The sequence below is a fragment of the Streptococcus cameli genome, from assembly GCF_053207365.1.
Genome location: NZ_JBRUIM010000005.1, coordinates 120,541 through 135,927 on the forward strand (window position 1 = coordinate 120,541; position 15,387 = coordinate 135,927).

Below are 15,387 nucleotides of genomic sequence, written 5' to 3' on the forward strand. Positions count from 1 at the left end.
CCATTTTGTTTTATTGTATTATATATTTAAGACAAATAAACAGAAAGGAACAGACTATGGCTTGGAAATTTGATAACAATATTCCCATCTATGTTCAAATTACGAACATTATCAAACTGCAAATTGTCACAAAACAATTAAAATCAGGAGACAAACTCCCAACTGTGCGTGATTTAGCCGAAACAGCTGGTGTCAATCCAAATACCGTCCAACGGGCATTATCCGATTTGGAAACAGAAGGTTTTGTCTATTCTGTCCGCACAACAGGACGCTTTGTGACAGACAATATAGACTTAATTGCAAAGACCCGTATCCAACTGGCACAAAATGAATTGGAAAACTTTGTGACCAACATGTTGGCACTCGGTTTTGACCAGTCAGAATTAACGCAATTATTGGACAACTACTTGAAGGGAGCATAATATGGAAAACCAACTAAATCTTGTTGAATTCAAACAAGTATCAAAAGCGTATGGCGGTTTAGTCGCCCTCAACAATATCAATCTCAAACTTGGTGCTGGGAAAATCATCGGATTATTAGGTCCAAACGGCTCTGGTAAGACAACTATGATCAAATTATTGAACGGTCTGCTGCAGCCAGGATACGGCCAAATTCTCATCAATGGTATGGAGCCATCTCCTGAAACAAAGAAAATTGTTTCTTACTTACCAGATACCACCTATCTAGATGACCATATGAAGGTCAAAGAGGCACTTGCTTACTTTAAAGACTTTTACGAAGACTTCGACGAAGCCAGAGCACTTCACTTGCTTGATGATTTAGGTATTGATATTGAATTACGCATGCAGCACCTCTCTAAAGGAAACAAGGAAAAAGTGCAATTGATTTTAGTCATGAGCCGCCAAGCCCTCCTTTATGTATTGGATGAGCCGATTGGTGGTGTCGATCCTGCGGCCCGTGACTATATTCTTCGGACTATCATCAATAACTACTCACCGACTGCTTCTGTTCTCATCTCCACACACTTGATTTCAGATGTCGAACAAATCTTAGATGAAGTTATCTTCATTCAAAATGGTAGCATCATTCGCCATGACAATGTTGACGATTTGCGCATCGAAAGTGGTGAGTCCATCGACGAGCTCTTCCGCAGAGATTTTAGAGCCTAGTCCAGAAAGGAGATAAAATATGTTTAAAAAATTACTAAAATACGAATTTAAATCACTTGGAAAATGGTACCTGAGTCTCTATGGCTTAATCACACTCCTATCTGTTGTTCTAGGATTTTGGATGCGTTCAGTTGTCAATCGTTCAATAGAAAATGTATCAACTGGACCTGAGTTTGAAGGTTGGCTCTTTGGAATTAGTTGGTTTGCCTTTATGTTACTCATTGCGGGACTCGGCATCTCCACCTTTATATTAGTCATTCGTCGTTTTTATTCCAACATCTACGGGCGAGAAGGCTACTTAACCATGACCCTTCCTGTCACCAGCCACCAAATTATCCTCAGCAAGTTTCTTGCGTCCTATATCTGGTATACACTTGCTGGTTTGATGACAGCCTTGAGTATTGCCATTATCGGATTCTTGGCCATACCAACAGAAGTCTATCCTGAAATTCAAAAAGGTATTTGGACTGCTTTACTAGAATTTGAAGGCATTGATTTCCCTTTCTGGAACCTGATTGTTAACGGCTTTCTAGAGTCTATCAGTAGCATCTTACTGGCTTACTTTGCCATTTCGATTGGCCAACTGTTTAAAGACCATAGAGTCTTAATGGCAGTTGTCGCTTATGTTGGTATTTCCTTTGTACTTGGAACATTCTCAAGTATCGCTACCCTTAGCCTTGGTTTATTTTCCGCATCCAATTCGGAAGTTTTCTTCCCATTCAGCCATCCTTTCCATCTCATCTTGAACATTATCTTGATCCCAGTCTACTACTTTGGAACGCATTACATCATGACCAAGAAGTTAAACCTACAATAAAAAATAAGCTGAGGCAACCGCCTCAGCTATTCTTATAAAGAAAAAAGTATTGCTTGCAATACTTCATCATCACGATACGGAAGACATGGGATTCGAACCCACGCACGCTGTTACACGCCTACCGCGTTTCCAACACGGCCTCTTAAGCCTCTTGAGTAATCTTCCATATGGAGCTGGTGGGAGTCGAACCCACGTCCAAACACCTGCTAACTTATTCGTCTACAACTATAGGCTATGTATTGATTTAACCCCTACCAGACACATAACTCAAGCCGAGTGTGGGCGATTCAGAACATCTCTTTTGAAAGATCCTGACCCTCTTTCAACGTAGCTTGCTATTTTTAAGACCAGACGAGAAACACAAGCAATTTCTATCTAGTCACGCAGGCAGGTGTTTAGGCTGCTAATGCGTAAGAATTTGTATTTTTTGCAGTTATATTTAAACTGAGCGGTTACGCCGCCAATCGAGTTGCAGAACAAGCCTCATAATGCCTGTCGAATCCGTAACAACCCCTAAGTTATTACAAAGAGTATTCTAACATATTCTATTGGAAAATGCAAAAATATTTTCCGAAACAGCAAAAAAAGAAGAAAGGTCCCCTTCTATGGTAAAATAGTCTTATGTATAAATTTTGGCAAAAAACAATCCATATCCTAAGTATTCTAGTGATTATCGCAACAGGTATCTTATTGGTATGGCTTTATAAAATCGGGATTTTGCATGACCAAAATGCCCTTAAACAATTTATTGAAAATCAGGGAAGCATGGGAGCAATAACCTATACATTTCTTCAGATTATCCAAGTTGTCTTTCCCATCATTCCAGGCGGTGTCACAACTGTTGTTGGCTTTCTCATTTTCGGACTATGGAATGGCCTGCTCATCAATTATATCGGAATTGTCATTGGCAGTATCATTCTCTTTTGGCTGTCACGCACTTATGGAAAAAAATTCTGTCTTCTCTTTATGACAGAAGAAACCTTCTACAAATATGAAAGCAAGATTGACGACAAACGTGGCTACGAGCTTTTCTTTATTCTCTGCATGATTTCTCCTATCTCCCCAGCAGATATTTTGGTCATGATTACTGGTCTAACCAGCATGAGCTATAAAAAATTTTTAACCATTATTCTCTTGACAAAGCCCTTGTCAATCCTTGGTTACAGCTATTTTTGGATTTATGGTGCTCAATGGTTGCAAGAATGGTTTTCAAAATAAAAAGTCTTGAAACAAATTGTTTCAAGACTTTTTTAACGAATTCCTAGAGCAATACGAGCATAGCGGCTCATTTTTTGAACAGTCCATGCTGGTGACCAAACCAAACGAACATCGACTTCGGTCACTTCAGGGATAGAGCCTAACACATCGTGAATCTGATCGGTAATCAAGTCCGCCAATGGACAGCCCATTGTCGTTAAGGTCATATCAATCTCAGCTTTTCCATCGATGAAACGAATTTCATAAATCAAACCAAGATTGATAATATCAATGCCTAATTCTGGGTCAATGACTTCTTCTAATGCAACAAAAATCTTTTCTTTAATGACCTCAATTTCCTCAGGGCTATATTTTTTTTCTGACATGAAATTCCTTTCTCATCCAGCTCTCTTCCTGTTTCAAGTAAGCTAGCTAGGATATACTCTCTATCTTAACCAATATTCTACAATATTAAGATCAAGTCGTTTGCATCATTTTCACGAGGGATCTGATGTCAGCTATCGGGTATTAAAAATCTCCCCAACAGACTGAACAATCTTCTCATCTTGATAAAAGGTATTTTTTAAGTGTATCAGTCCTCAATAAAGTCACGGAGTGGTTTGCTACGACTTGGATGGCGAAGTTTGCGAAGCGCTTTAGCTTCAATCTGACGAATCCGCTCACGAGTCACATTAAAGACCTTACCGACATCTTCCAAAGTCCGCATTTTCCCGTCGTCCAAACCAAAACGCAAACGCAAGACATTTTCTTCACGGTCTGTTAAGGTATCCAATACTTCGTCCAATTGTTCACGAAGAACGACACGCGTCGTATAGTCAACTGGGTTTTCAATCACTTCATCTTCAATGAAATCACCCAAGTGGCTGTCATCTTCTTCACCGATTGGGGTTTCAAGAGAAACTGGCTCTTGCGCAATCTTCAGGATTTCACGCACCTTGTCCGGTGTCATGTCCATCCGCTCTGCGATTTGCTCTGGAGTTGGGTCTTGACCTAATTCTTGCAAAAGATTGCGTTGTTCACGGACCAGTTTGTTAATGGTCTCAACCATATGAACTGGAATCCGAATGGTACGGGCTTGATCCGCAATCGCACGGGTAATCGCCTGACGAATCCACCATGTGGCATAAGTAGAGAACTTAAACCCTTTTGAATAGTCAAACTTATCCACGGCCTTCATCAGACCCATATTTCCTTCTTGAATCAAATCAAGAAACTGCATGCCACGGCCAACATAGCGTTTTGCAATCGATACAACCAAACGAAGGTTAGCTTCTGCTAAGCGTTGCTTGGCTTCTACATCTCCAGCTTCAACTGCAAGAGCCAATTCCTGTTCTTCTTCATTGGTTAAGAGTGGAACAACCCCAATCTCTTTCAAATACATCCGGACTGGATCATTCACTTTAGCTGAATTACTGCCCAACAATTCTTCATCTGATAATTCTGGCTCTTCTTCGGTTTGCATGACACGAGAACTTGGATTGCCATCCTTGTCAACAATCGAAATACCAGCATCCTGAATGCGTTGCAATAAATCATCAATGCCATCTGCATCTAATGTAAATGGAACAGCTAATTTGTCATTAATTTCATCATCAATAGCTGTGCCTTCTTTTTTATGATGACGGATAAATTCCGCTACTTGAACATCAAAAGTTGTCACTTCTGTTTTTTTGTCCGTTTTTTTGGTTGCCATAATTACTCCATTTTTCTTTTTTGGGCGATGAGTCTTGCCAACTCATCAAGGGCTTGGTCAGTATTACCAACATGCGATTGCTCACGAACCACACGCAAGGTTTGTCGATTGTCCCTCTTTAGTAATTCGCGATTGCGATGGGTTTCTAAATCTTCGATTTCATTTGAACCCACTTCTTTTGGTAATTTTTCTTCCAAAACCAGATACCAGGCTCTTTGAGTTGATTCATCCAGTTGCGACAATTCAAAAGAGGTGATTTCACCATTTTCTTTTAAAATGCCAAAAAGAACCTGCAATTCTGGTGTCGCAAACTCAAAATCCTCACGCAATCGAAATTCATTTAAGATGTACAAGTGTTCTGCCATACGGGCTAAGAGTTGATTTTCAGTCCGAACAAGACTGGTTAGCTTAGACTGCTGTAAAACAATCGGTGCTTGAACATTCGGATGAGCAAGATAGCCTTGGGTATCGCCTTGTAAATAATCTCTTCTTTCCTGACGCTTAGACAGTCTAACACGGTTCACAACGTCCTCAACCTGCTGGTAATCAAAATCACTCAGCACATCCGCTACTTTATAAATATAGGAATTTTGAGCAGTGATAGATGCCGTTTGTGCAATAATGGGAGCCATCTTATCCACAAAATCAATTTGCATCTGCAAATTATCTGGATTTTCTGGCTTGTAGTAATGAATCAAAAATTCAACACTACTCAAACGAGATTTGGTAAGCGCCTGAGCCAATGCTTCTTCCGAATTTTTGGCAATAAATTCATCAGGGTCCATATTGTCTGGCAAAGAGACAATTTCAACATCAAAGGCCGACAACTCTTCAAGCGCTTTAGCGGTGGCTGTCTGACCTGCCTTGTCTCCATCGTATGTAAGCACCAGCTTTTTAGTAAATTTGCTCAGGTGTTGCACATGTTCAGGTGTTAAGGCAGTCCCCATTGAGGCAACGGCATTGTCAATACCTGCACGATAAGCAGCAATGACATCCATGAAACCTTCCATCACATAGACTTCACATTCTTTTTTAATCGAAGCCTTGGCCTTATCCAAATGATAAAGCTCGTAACTTTTATTAAAAATTGCTGTTCCACGGCTGTTTTTGTACTTTGCTAATTCTTTATTTTCTAGATCTGCTACTGTCCATTTTCGACCTGAGAAGGCCATGACCCTACCATGCTCATCCATCAACGGAAACATAATCCGATGTTGAAAAGCATCATAAACTAGATTGTTATTTCCTGTATTAAAAAGCCCAGACGCCAACAAATCATCTTCATTATACTGCTTTGACAAATGCTGGAAAAGATAATCGGGTTCTTGTGGAGAAAGACCTATTTGAAAATGCCGAATCACATCATCTGTCAACCCCCTATTGTGCAGATACTCCCTAGCAGCTTCTCCCATCTTAGTCGTCATCAAAAAAGCATGGTAAAATTTTGTGGCTTCTGAATGAAGATCAAACAAAATTTGATGAGGATGATTTCTTTGTTGCATTTGGCGAGAATAAGATGGTTGAACATCTAGTTGAAAGCCAGATTTTTCAGCAACAACTTGCACACTTTCTGAAAATGAGATGCCACGAGATTCTTCCACAAATTTAAAGACATCTCCAGAACGTCCACAACCAAAACAGTGGTAAAACTGCTTATCCTCTACAACATTAAAGGAAGGTGTTTTTTCTCCGTGAAAGGGACAGAGACCGAGATAATTGCGTCCACTCTTTGTAAGAGCAACCGTTTCACCAATCACATCAACAATGTTGACAGATTGCTTTATTTCATTAATTTTCTCTTTTGAAATCATGGTCTCTCCTCTCTATGTAGAATAAACACATTTTAACATACTTTATTGTAACCTAATTTTCAAAAAATGTAAATTTTCAAAGCACATAGCTTGCAAAAAAAATAAAAACCTATATAATAATTAAGTAAAATATTTTATGAAAGGACATATTTAGGATATGTTAAAAGATTTAAAAGCATTTTTGTTCCGTGGCAACGTTCTTGATCTTGCAGTAGCGGTTATCATCGGTGGTGCATTTGGTGCCATCATCACTTCATTTGTAGAAGATATCATCACTCCACTTGTTTTAAACCCAGCCTTGAAAGCTGCAAATGTTGAAAACATTGCAGAATTAGCTTGGAATGGTGTGAAATATGGTAGCTTCTTGAGTGCCATCATCAACTTCTTAATCGTTGGGACATCTCTCTTCTTCGTAGTAAAAGCTGCTGAAAAAGCAATGCCTAAAAAAGAGGAAGAAGTGGTTGAAGTGGCTGCACCAACTCAAGAAGAACTTCTTGCAGAAATCCGTGACTTGTTGAAAAACAAATAATCACATATAAAAAGGTAGATTCGCTGCCTTTTTCTTTTATATGAATACAAAAGAAGTTGTCAACGACAACTTCTTTTTTTTGAACGATTAACCTTCGTATCCATTTGGATTTTTCGATTGCCAATTCCATGTATCACGGCACATATCCTCAATGGATTTTTCTGTTTTCCAGTTTAATTCTTCCAATGCTTTGTCAGCATTTGCATAAAAGGCTGGCAAATCCCCTGCCCGGCGTGGTGCCATTTTATAAGGTACTTCTACTCCCGTTTCCTCTACAAAGGTATTGACCAACTCAAGAACACTGGTTCCTTGGCCTGAACCGAGATTGTAGGTATAGACTTGTGGCGCTTTATTCAAGACATCTAGTGCTTTCACATGTCCTTTTGCAAGGTCAACGACGTGGATATAATCGCGAACACAAGTGCCATCAACTGTGTCATAATCGTTTCCAAAAATGCTGAGGTATTCTCGCTTGCCGACAGCAACCTGAGCCACAAACGGCATGAGGTTATTTGGAATCCCTGATGGATCTTCACCGATTAAACCAGATTCATGAGCGCCGATTGGATTGAAGTATCGCAAGAGCGCAACCGACCAATTGTTATCAGAAACAAAGATATCACGAAGGATTTGCTCACACATGACCTTAGTTTGCCCATAAGGACTAGTTGGTACTCCGACAGGCATATTTTCCAGGTATGGAGATGGATTGAGACTGCCATAAACAGTCGCACTAGATGAAAAGACAATCTTTTTCACATCATATTCGGCCATTACTTCGACCAAGGATAAGATGGACATGATGTTATTCTCATAATACATCCCTGGTTTTTGAACAGATTCACCTACTGCCTTGAAGGCTGCAAAATGAATGGCAGCGTCAATATTTTCTTGTTCAAAAACAGTTCGAAGTCCTTCTTTTTCTGCTACATCCAGCTGATAAAATCGTGGGCGTTTGCCAGTGATTTGTTCGATTCGATCAATCACAAGGACACTTGCATTAGAAAGGTCATCGACAATGACTACTTCATGACCTAATTCAAGCAATTCTACAACCGTATGACTACCGATATAGCCACAGCCACCTGTTACTAAGATACTCATTTTTTCTCCTTTGAGATAGTTGACAAAAATAAAAGACAGCATTGCAGCTGTCTTTCATCTATTATTAGAATTTTTTACGCTTACGAGCTGCTTCTGATTTGCGTTTACGTTTTACAGATGGTTTTTCGTAGAATTCACGTTTGCGTGTTTCTTGAAGAGTACCAGCTTTGGTAACCGCACGTTTGAAACGACGAAGAGCATCATCAAGAGATTCATTCTTGCGTACTACTGTTTTAGACATTATTTTCACTCCCCTCAATTTCAAAGTCTACATTATTATACTATGTCCCTTTGAAAAAGTCAAGGCTTACCTATTGATTCTATCCTGTTTTCAGAAACTTTTTTCTTTGAAAAAAATGAAACGTTAGTATTGCCAAGCAAAGCGTTTCATAGAGGAAGAAAAACAATAAGAAACAATGTAAGAAAAACTCAGCTGGTAAGATATAAATAACTGGGTCGGTTGCTGGATTAAAGAGCCAAGTGCTATCTCCAGGAAATAAAACCTGATGAAATAGGACAAAAAACTGGTCAAAGCCAATCAAGACACCCACTAGAGCGACAAGAACTGGCACTAGGGCCATCCATATATAGAAACGGCGATAGATAGTCCCGTAGCCCTTCATGATGACTTCCTTGAAGAAATCAATACTCAACGGAAGACTCAGTAAGAATAACCCTTGACAAAGATGAAAGAGGAGTTTCACATCTTGAAAATGGTGAAGCCCTTCTTTAGAAGAGGCAAAATTCGGCATGTCCAATTCCCAAGAAAATGGATTGGTCAGGTAGTTCATCAAAATATTAAAATTATAGGAAATATCCTCTGCCTTCAAATAGACAATCTTTTCCAGTTCAAAATACTGTATTTCAAGCGGGTAAAAGACCCAGGCTAAGTAGATGGTCAACAGAACGGATGATGATAGAATTGTCACCACTGTTGAGGTAATTTGTAATTTAGTCTTCATCCATACTCCATTCATCAAGACTGTCAAGAACATGGGTCGGTGCGATTGGAAGATTGGCAACTTCTTCCGCTCTTGTAAATCCTGTTAAAACAAGTAGAGTTGGGAAGCCATTATCAATTCCAGCCCGGATATCGGTCAGGTAATTGTCCCCCACCATCACTGTTTTTTCACGCTCCGTTCCTAAACGCTCCAAAGCCTTGTTCATAATGGTAGCTTCTGGTTTGCCCATGATAATTGGTTTGATGCGAGTTGCAGCTTCTAAAAGAGCTAAGAGCGACCCAGCTCCTGGCAACAGTCCTCGCTCCGTCGGGATATTCAAATCGGGATTGGTCCCAATAAAGACCGCTCCCTTTTGAATGGCTAGTGTTGCCAGAGCCAGTTTTTCATAAGTGACGTTCCAATCCAGTCCAACAACGACATAGGCTGGATGCTCTGTGTCCTCAACATAGCCTGCTTCAGCAATGGCCGACTTCAATCCTTCTTCGCCAATGACATAAGCCGTTTTCCCTTTTCCTAAGTCATCCATAAAATCAACCGTTGCATGAACAGCTGTATAAATGGTCTCAAGTGGCGTTTCCACTTGGAATTGGTTGGCTAACATATCCTTAATTTGCTGTGGAGTCCGTGTGGTGTTGTTGGTCACAAAAAGATAGGGAAGCCCCTTTTCTTGCAATCGCTGCACAAACCGTTCACCAGCTGGAATCCGAGTGGTGCCCTTGTAAATCGTTCCATCTAAATCAATCAAATACCCTTGATAAGCCATATTCTCTCCTATCTATTTTTAAACTGCCATTTCTGCTCTTCTATAAAAAAGAAATTCTCACTCAAATGATTGTCTTCAAAAATCGGCAACATGTGTTCAAAGCCATCTACTAGCTGATACTAATCCAAACCCGCTCGCTCTATCCAAAACACTTCTCCCTCTTCAGACGATTGTAACTCACCTGAAAACTGATTGGTTTTGTACAAAAAGACTAGACAGCGAGGCGTACCCTCACTATGGGTAAACTGCTTGACACCACATCAGTGCAAATCTGAAATGGCCAAACCAGTTTCCTCATAGACCTCCCGAATGGTCGCATCGATAAAGGATTCTCCTTTTTCAACATGGCCCCGCCAGAAATACCAATCCTGGTCAGTTCGGATCCTTACGTTTTTGAACGAGAATTTTTGTGCCATCTTAGATCATACACATATTGGTCAAGACAACGGGTTCTGTACGTGCCATCACTCCCCCTTAATCAAATCGGGTTTCCCAGTAGTCTGCCTTGCTGGCTTCAAAACACATCTCCAGCTGTTTTGCAGTCGTTTTTTGTTCGGATAAAACTGGTAATTGGTCCAAACTGAAATAGCCACTGGCTATCGTTTCATTGTTGGGAACAAATTCCCCGCCAAGACTGGTGCACAAGACAAAAGCTTTGGTCACATGATGAGCGAACCGCTTGGTATTGGGGTGGTGCTTATGCTTGTCCAATACTGCAATCAATCGCTCTGCACGCACATTTAGCCCTGCTTCTTCTTTGGCTTCTTTGATGGTATTTTCTAAGATTGATTGGTCAACATCGCACCAACCACCCGGCAGTGCCCAACGCCCATCTGCTTCTTGAACCAAGAGGATTTTCTCGTCTTTGAAAATAGCTGCGCGGGTATCCAATTTGGGAGTTTGGTAGCCTGTTTCGTTGCAAAAGAGCTCTTCGACTTTTTCCAAAGGCAAATCAGATGGCGTCACCAACATTTCTGCTGCAATCTGGCGAATTTCTTCAAAACGTTCCTTGTCAAAGGCATTGGTCGTATAAGCCAGGCCATTTTGAGCCAGAGACTGCAACCGAACAGCCCATTCCAGCCACTTATCTTCCTTATGCATCGCGTCTCTCCCAGTTCAAAATTGCTTGGGCATGGATTTGCCCATCTGACCAGATTTCATGCTGACTAGTTAGTCCGTCTTGCTTGACACTGGACGTAATCATCCCACCTGGCGAGACTTCTTTGACGTATTTTAACTGAAGATGGCTGGGTCTATGTTCCAATAAAAAGGCATAATCCAAGGCATCATACATCCATTCTAGGTACTTGCTGTTGTTGACATGGCCATTCATATCGATGTCAAAATACCGGATGCGGTAATCCTTGCTGTCGGGCTCTTCCAAGGTTTGGTAGCGAGGTGCCCGTTGCAATTTTTTCACTTTTTCAGACTGGTAAGGAGCAATCAAGTCATCTGGTACAGGGGTTAGCTGACGTGTTTGAAAATCAATCAAAACAAAATAGCACAAGAGATCCATCAACAATTCACTCTTGTCATCGTAAATATAAAATTTTCGGTAACAGAAAAATTTATTATAAGACACTGCTTCTGTCACAATAGTAACCGTTTCATTGTAGCGTGGCAAGCGGTTAATAGTCATATCGTAGTCTGTGACCACCCAGACCAGGCCATATTGTTCAAAGACATCTAAGTCACTACGGCCAATGGCTTCTGATTGTCGACCAGAAACACCCAAACAATAAGAAATAAACTGTGACAAAATAATCTCTTGTTTGACATCCGTCATGGCAAAGGGTACGGTAAAACTTTCTTTGTATTGCAATCCCATCTTATTCTTCCTCGTCTATGATAAACCGTTCGGCAACGGTATCCCCTAAAAACAAACCACGTTTGGTCATGCGAATGGTATCTCCCTCTTGTTGGAGCAAACCTTCCTTGATTAAATCAGCCACAATCTCCCCATAGCGATGTTCAAAGGAAACACCAAATTTCTCATTAAATCGACTCATGGAGATTCCAGTTTTCTTTCGCAGTCCCAAGAACATCTCTTCCTCCATCTGTTCTTTTAGCGTCAATATCTCTTCGTGCAAACGAGCATGTTGCTTCTCACGAATTGATTTGAGGTAATGCTGGATTGGGCCACGGTTGCGGTAACGCATGCCGTTTAGGTAGCCTGAAGCACCTGCTCCCAAGCCGTAGTATTCACTGTTGTCCCAGTACATGAGATTGTGCCGGCTTTCAAATCCCGGTTTGGTAAAATTGGAGATTTCATAGTGTTCAAAACCATTTTTTTCCAACTCTTGTAAAATGTACTCAAACATTTCTGATTCGACGTCTTCATTTGGCAAATGCAGGCGACCACGTTTCTGACGGTTCATAAAGACCGTGTGGTTCTCTAAAATCAAACTATACAGGCTCATGTGGGGAATGTCTAGAGCCAAAGCCTTGGCCACATTGTCCACCACCTGCTCCATGGTTTGTCCTGGTAAGGCATAAATCAAATCAATGGAGATGTTGTAAAATCCGGCCGCCTTTAGGGCATCAATGGTTTCATAAATTTGGCTCTCGTTGTGGCTGCGGCCAATTCGTTTGAGCATTTTATTGTCAAATGTCTGCACGCCTAATGAAACACGGTTGCACTTTGATTTTTGAAGCACCGCGATCTTGTCTTCCGTCAAATCCCCTGGATTGGCTTCTATGGTAAATTCTTCCAGTTGGGACAAGTCCAAGACTTTTTCCAGATTGGTCAAGAGGTAGTCCAACTGTTCTGCTGATAAGGCCGATGGCGTCCCACCACCAATGTAGAGTGTGCGAAGGGCTGGTAAATCATACCACTTCACTTCGGAGATGAGGGCTTCCAAGTATTCATCGACTGGTTGATTTTTTATAAAGACCTTAGAAAAGTCACAATAGTAACAAATCTGGGTACAAAATGGAATATGGATATAGGCCGAACTTGGTTTTTTTAACATAGATTTATTATAACACAAATACACTATTTCCTTTTTGATGAAGTCAATAGAAAAAAGCTAGATGATTCTAGCTTTCTTCACCATTAGGCTTCTAAATGCCAAATGTCTTCATTGTATTGGGAGATGGTACGGTCACTTGAGAAGAAACCAGCTTTGGCAATATTGACAATGACTTTGTCCAACCAAGCATCACGGTCTTCGTAATCCGCCAACATTTTTTCCTTGGTCACAATGTATTCTTCCAAGTCAAGCAGGGTCATGAAGTGATCATTGTGCTTGAGGTTGTCCTGCAATCTCCAGAGACGCTCATCAATACCACCTTCGGCACGGATCACATCACTGGTGATAAAGTCAATCAATGGACGAATGGTATCCCGCTCGTAAAAGGCATATGGGTGGTAGCTGCCATTTGCGTAGTGGTCAATGACCGTTTGGCTATCTTTACCGAAGATGTAGATATTCTCATCCCCGACCAATTCATGAATTTCAACATTAGCTCCGTCATCTGTTCCAAGGGTCAAGGCACCATTCAGCATGAATTTCATATTCCCTGTACCAGAAGCTTCTTTGGAAGCCAAAGAAATCTGCTCTGAAATATCGGCTGCCGGAATGATGAAACTAGCTTCTGTTACATTGTAGTTTTCAATCATGACCAGTTGCAAGTGTGGGCTCACTTCTGGATCGTGTTTGATAACTTGTGACATAACCAAAATAAAGTGAATAATGTCCTGGGCTGCAGTGTAGGCTGGAGCAGCTTTACCCGCAAAGAAAACTGTCAATGGACGAGCTGGAATATTTCCGGCCTTGATGTCCAAATACTTATGAATGACATACAACATGTTCATTTGCTGGCGCTTGTATTCGTGGAATCGTTTGATCTGAACATCGAAAATCGAATCTACATTAACTTCAACACCTTGTGTTTTGGCAATATGGCGTTGCAATTTGCGTTTGTTGTGCTGTTTGATATCTTCTAATTTTTCTTTTAAGGCTTTATCAGCCTTAAATTTCAACAACTCTTCCAATTCAGATGCATCATGGTGGTAGCCATGACCAATCAATTCATCCAGGTAGCTAGCCAAACTTGGGTTGGCATGCATGAGCCAGCGACGGAAGGTAATCCCGTTGGTTTTGTTATTGAATTTTTCAGGGTACAAATCATAGAATGGTTTGAGCTCTGATGTTTTCAAAATCTCTGTATGAAGTGCTGCCACACCATTGATGGAATAACCATAGTGAATGTCCATATGGGCCATGTGAACACGGCCATTTTCATCAATGATATTTACTGCAGGATCATTCTGAATAGCTTTAGCCCGACGATCCAATTCTTCGATAAATGGTACCAAATGAGGTACGACACGGTTCAAGAATTCCAAAGGCCATTTTTCCAAGGCCTCTGCCAAAATAGTATGGTTGGTATAAGCTGTCATGCTCTTGACAATATCCACTGCTTCATCAAAGGAGATGCCACGTAATTCCAGAAGTCGAATCAATTCAGGAATCACAAGTGAAGGATGGGTATCGTTGATTTGAACAACCGCATAGTCTGCCAAATCATGGAGATTAGAGCCTTTGGCAATCGCCTCATCAATCAACAGTTGAGCGGCATTGGAAACCATAAAGTATTGTTGGAAAATCCGCAAAACCTTACCTTGGTCAGTTGAATCGTCTGGATAAAGGAAAAGAGTCAAATTACGGAAAATGTCTTCTTTGTCAAACTCAATTCCATCATAAATGATGTTGTCATCAACAGAAGCCAAATCAAAGAGGCGCAAACGGTTTTTCCGCTCTGTTTTGTATCCTGGCACATCAATATCGTACAATTTCGATGTCAGAGTAAAATCAGCAAAAGGAACTTGGTAGGAAATAGGTGATTCTGTCAACCAAGAGCGTGGTGTAATCCATTCATTTGGTACAGCAGATTGCTGATGATATTCAAACAATTGACGGAAAAGACCAAAGTGATAGTTTAGACCAACACCGTCTCCGTTCATTCCAAGACTCGCAATGGAATCCAAGAAACAAGCCGCAAGACGTCCTAGACCACCATTGCCAAGAGAGGGCTCCATCTCCATTTCTTCAATAGCGATTAGATCTTTTCCAGTTGCAACCAGCTGCTCCTTGACTTCATCATAGAGTCCAAGGTTGATTAAATTGTTGGACAAGAGTTTTCCAATCAAAAATTCTGCAGAAATGTAGTAAACCTTTTTCTTTTGTTCATTGGTGCATTTGGCTTCACTGCGTTGCTTGGTAAAAGCCAACAAGGCATAATATAGTTCTGTATCCGTACAATCCTCAATACGCTTTGCGTACATCGCTTGCACAAAATTTTGTAAATTAATCAATCGAATTCTCCATAAATATTTTTATAAAAACGTTTTCAG

At 40.7% G+C, this 15,387-nt stretch carries 17 protein-coding genes, 1 tRNA gene and 1 other RNA gene; 5 read left to right on the top strand and 14 right to left on the bottom strand.

The window, feature by feature from the left end; all coding sequences use genetic code 11:
• Positions 1–56: 56 nt before the first annotated feature.
• Genes ACVR1I_RS09350 through ACVR1I_RS09360 form a run of 3 tightly spaced genes read left to right on the top strand, consistent with a single transcriptional unit; the run spans position 57 to position 1,948 of the window.
• The gene (locus ACVR1I_RS09350) at positions 57–422 is read left to right on the top strand and encodes a GntR family transcriptional regulator (RefSeq protein WP_447443759.1); all 366 of its coding nucleotides are present in this window, start codon (positions 57–59) and stop codon (positions 420–422) included.
• A gap of 1 nt (position 423) precedes the next feature.
• Entirely contained in the window at positions 424–1,131 is a 708-nt protein-coding gene (locus ACVR1I_RS09355; RefSeq protein WP_447443760.1) for an ABC transporter ATP-binding protein, read from the top strand.
• A 19-nt stretch (positions 1,132–1,150) separates the two neighbouring features.
• The gene (locus tag ACVR1I_RS09360; protein ID WP_447443761.1) at positions 1,151–1,948 is read left to right on the top strand and encodes a hypothetical protein; all 798 of its coding nucleotides are present in this window, start codon (positions 1,151–1,153) and stop codon (positions 1,946–1,948) included.
• Positions 1,949–2,025: 77 nt separating this feature from the next.
• Here the strand turns inward: ACVR1I_RS09360 and ACVR1I_RS09365 are convergent.
• A tRNA-Ser gene (locus ACVR1I_RS09365) sits at positions 2,026–2,113 on the bottom strand.
• Positions 2,114–2,462: a transfer-messenger RNA gene (gene ssrA, locus ACVR1I_RS09370) on the bottom strand.
• A 107-nt stretch (positions 2,463–2,569) separates the two neighbouring features.
• Between ssrA and ACVR1I_RS09375 the strand changes: the two genes are divergently transcribed.
• Positions 2,570–3,166 (top strand): TVP38/TMEM64 family protein, encoded by a 597-nt coding sequence (locus tag ACVR1I_RS09375; RefSeq protein ID WP_447443762.1) that lies wholly within the window; start codon positions 2,570–2,572, stop codon positions 3,164–3,166.
• A gap of 32 nt (positions 3,167–3,198) precedes the next feature.
• On the opposite strand, the gene ACVR1I_RS09380 is transcribed toward ACVR1I_RS09375, so the two are convergent.
• The 3 genes from ACVR1I_RS09380 to dnaG all read right to left on the bottom strand — a co-directional run bounded on the left by ACVR1I_RS09380 (position 3,199) and on the right by dnaG (position 6,670).
• Positions 3,199–3,531, bottom strand: coding sequence for a metal-sulfur cluster assembly factor (locus ACVR1I_RS09380; protein ID WP_447443763.1), 333 nt, complete (start codon positions 3,529–3,531; stop codon positions 3,199–3,201).
• 206 nt (positions 3,532–3,737) lie between these two features.
• On the bottom strand, positions 3,738–4,859 hold the full coding sequence (gene rpoD / locus ACVR1I_RS09385) for an RNA polymerase sigma factor RpoD (RefSeq protein ID WP_447443764.1): 1,122 nt from the start codon (positions 4,857–4,859) through the stop codon (positions 3,738–3,740).
• 2 nt (positions 4,860–4,861) lie between these two features.
• Positions 4,862–6,670 carry a DNA primase gene (gene dnaG, locus ACVR1I_RS09390; RefSeq protein WP_447443765.1) on the bottom strand — a complete coding sequence of 603 codons (1,809 nt, stop codon included), beginning with the start codon at positions 6,668–6,670 and terminating at the stop codon, positions 4,862–4,864.
• A gap of 157 nt (positions 6,671–6,827) precedes the next feature.
• Between dnaG and mscL the strand changes: the two genes are divergently transcribed.
• A complete protein-coding gene (gene mscL, locus ACVR1I_RS09395; protein ID WP_447443766.1) occupies positions 6,828–7,199 on the top strand; it encodes a large conductance mechanosensitive channel protein MscL in 372 nt (123 codons plus the stop codon).
• 87 nt (positions 7,200–7,286) lie between these two features.
• Here mscL and galE read toward each other — a convergent pair whose 3' ends face one another.
• From galE to ACVR1I_RS09440, 9 genes are all read right to left on the bottom strand, one after another.
• A complete protein-coding gene (gene galE / locus ACVR1I_RS09400; protein ID WP_447443767.1) occupies positions 7,287–8,303 on the bottom strand; it encodes a UDP-glucose 4-epimerase GalE in 1,017 nt (338 codons plus the stop codon).
• Positions 8,304–8,367: 64 nt separating this feature from the next.
• On the bottom strand, positions 8,368–8,544 hold the full coding sequence (rpsU, locus tag ACVR1I_RS09405) for a 30S ribosomal protein S21 (RefSeq protein WP_000048054.1): 177 nt from the start codon (positions 8,542–8,544) through the stop codon (positions 8,368–8,370).
• A 79-nt stretch (positions 8,545–8,623) separates the two neighbouring features.
• Positions 8,624–9,265 (bottom strand): TIGR01906 family membrane protein, encoded by a 642-nt coding sequence (locus ACVR1I_RS09410; RefSeq protein WP_447443768.1) that lies wholly within the window; start codon positions 9,263–9,265, stop codon positions 8,624–8,626.
• Complete coding sequence (locus ACVR1I_RS09415; RefSeq protein ID WP_447443769.1) at positions 9,255–10,028, bottom strand: TIGR01457 family HAD-type hydrolase; 774 nt, start codon at positions 10,026–10,028, stop codon at positions 9,255–9,257. Before ACVR1I_RS09415 ends, ACVR1I_RS09410 begins: the two co-directional genes overlap by 11 nt.
• 260 nt (positions 10,029–10,288) lie before the next feature.
• Positions 10,289–10,444, bottom strand: a complete 156-nt coding sequence (locus ACVR1I_RS09420) for an NUDIX domain-containing protein (RefSeq protein WP_447443770.1) — start codon at positions 10,442–10,444, stop codon at positions 10,289–10,291.
• Positions 10,445–10,502: 58 nt separating this feature from the next.
• The gene (locus tag ACVR1I_RS09425; protein ID WP_447443771.1) at positions 10,503–11,129 is read right to left on the bottom strand and encodes an NUDIX hydrolase N-terminal domain-containing protein; all 627 of its coding nucleotides are present in this window, start codon (positions 11,127–11,129) and stop codon (positions 10,503–10,505) included.
• A complete protein-coding gene (locus ACVR1I_RS09430; RefSeq protein ID WP_447443772.1) occupies positions 11,122–11,856 on the bottom strand; it encodes an acyl-ACP thioesterase domain-containing protein in 735 nt (244 codons plus the stop codon). Before ACVR1I_RS09430 ends, ACVR1I_RS09425 begins: the two co-directional genes overlap by 8 nt.
• A gap of 1 nt (position 11,857) precedes the next feature.
• Entirely contained in the window at positions 11,858–13,000 is a 1,143-nt protein-coding gene (hemW, locus tag ACVR1I_RS09435) for a radical SAM family heme chaperone HemW (protein ID WP_447443773.1), read from the bottom strand.
• A gap of 83 nt (positions 13,001–13,083) precedes the next feature.
• Entirely contained in the window at positions 13,084–15,348 is a 2,265-nt protein-coding gene (locus ACVR1I_RS09440; RefSeq protein WP_447443774.1) for a glycogen/starch/alpha-glucan phosphorylase, read from the bottom strand.
• Positions 15,349–15,387: the final 39 nt, after the last annotated feature.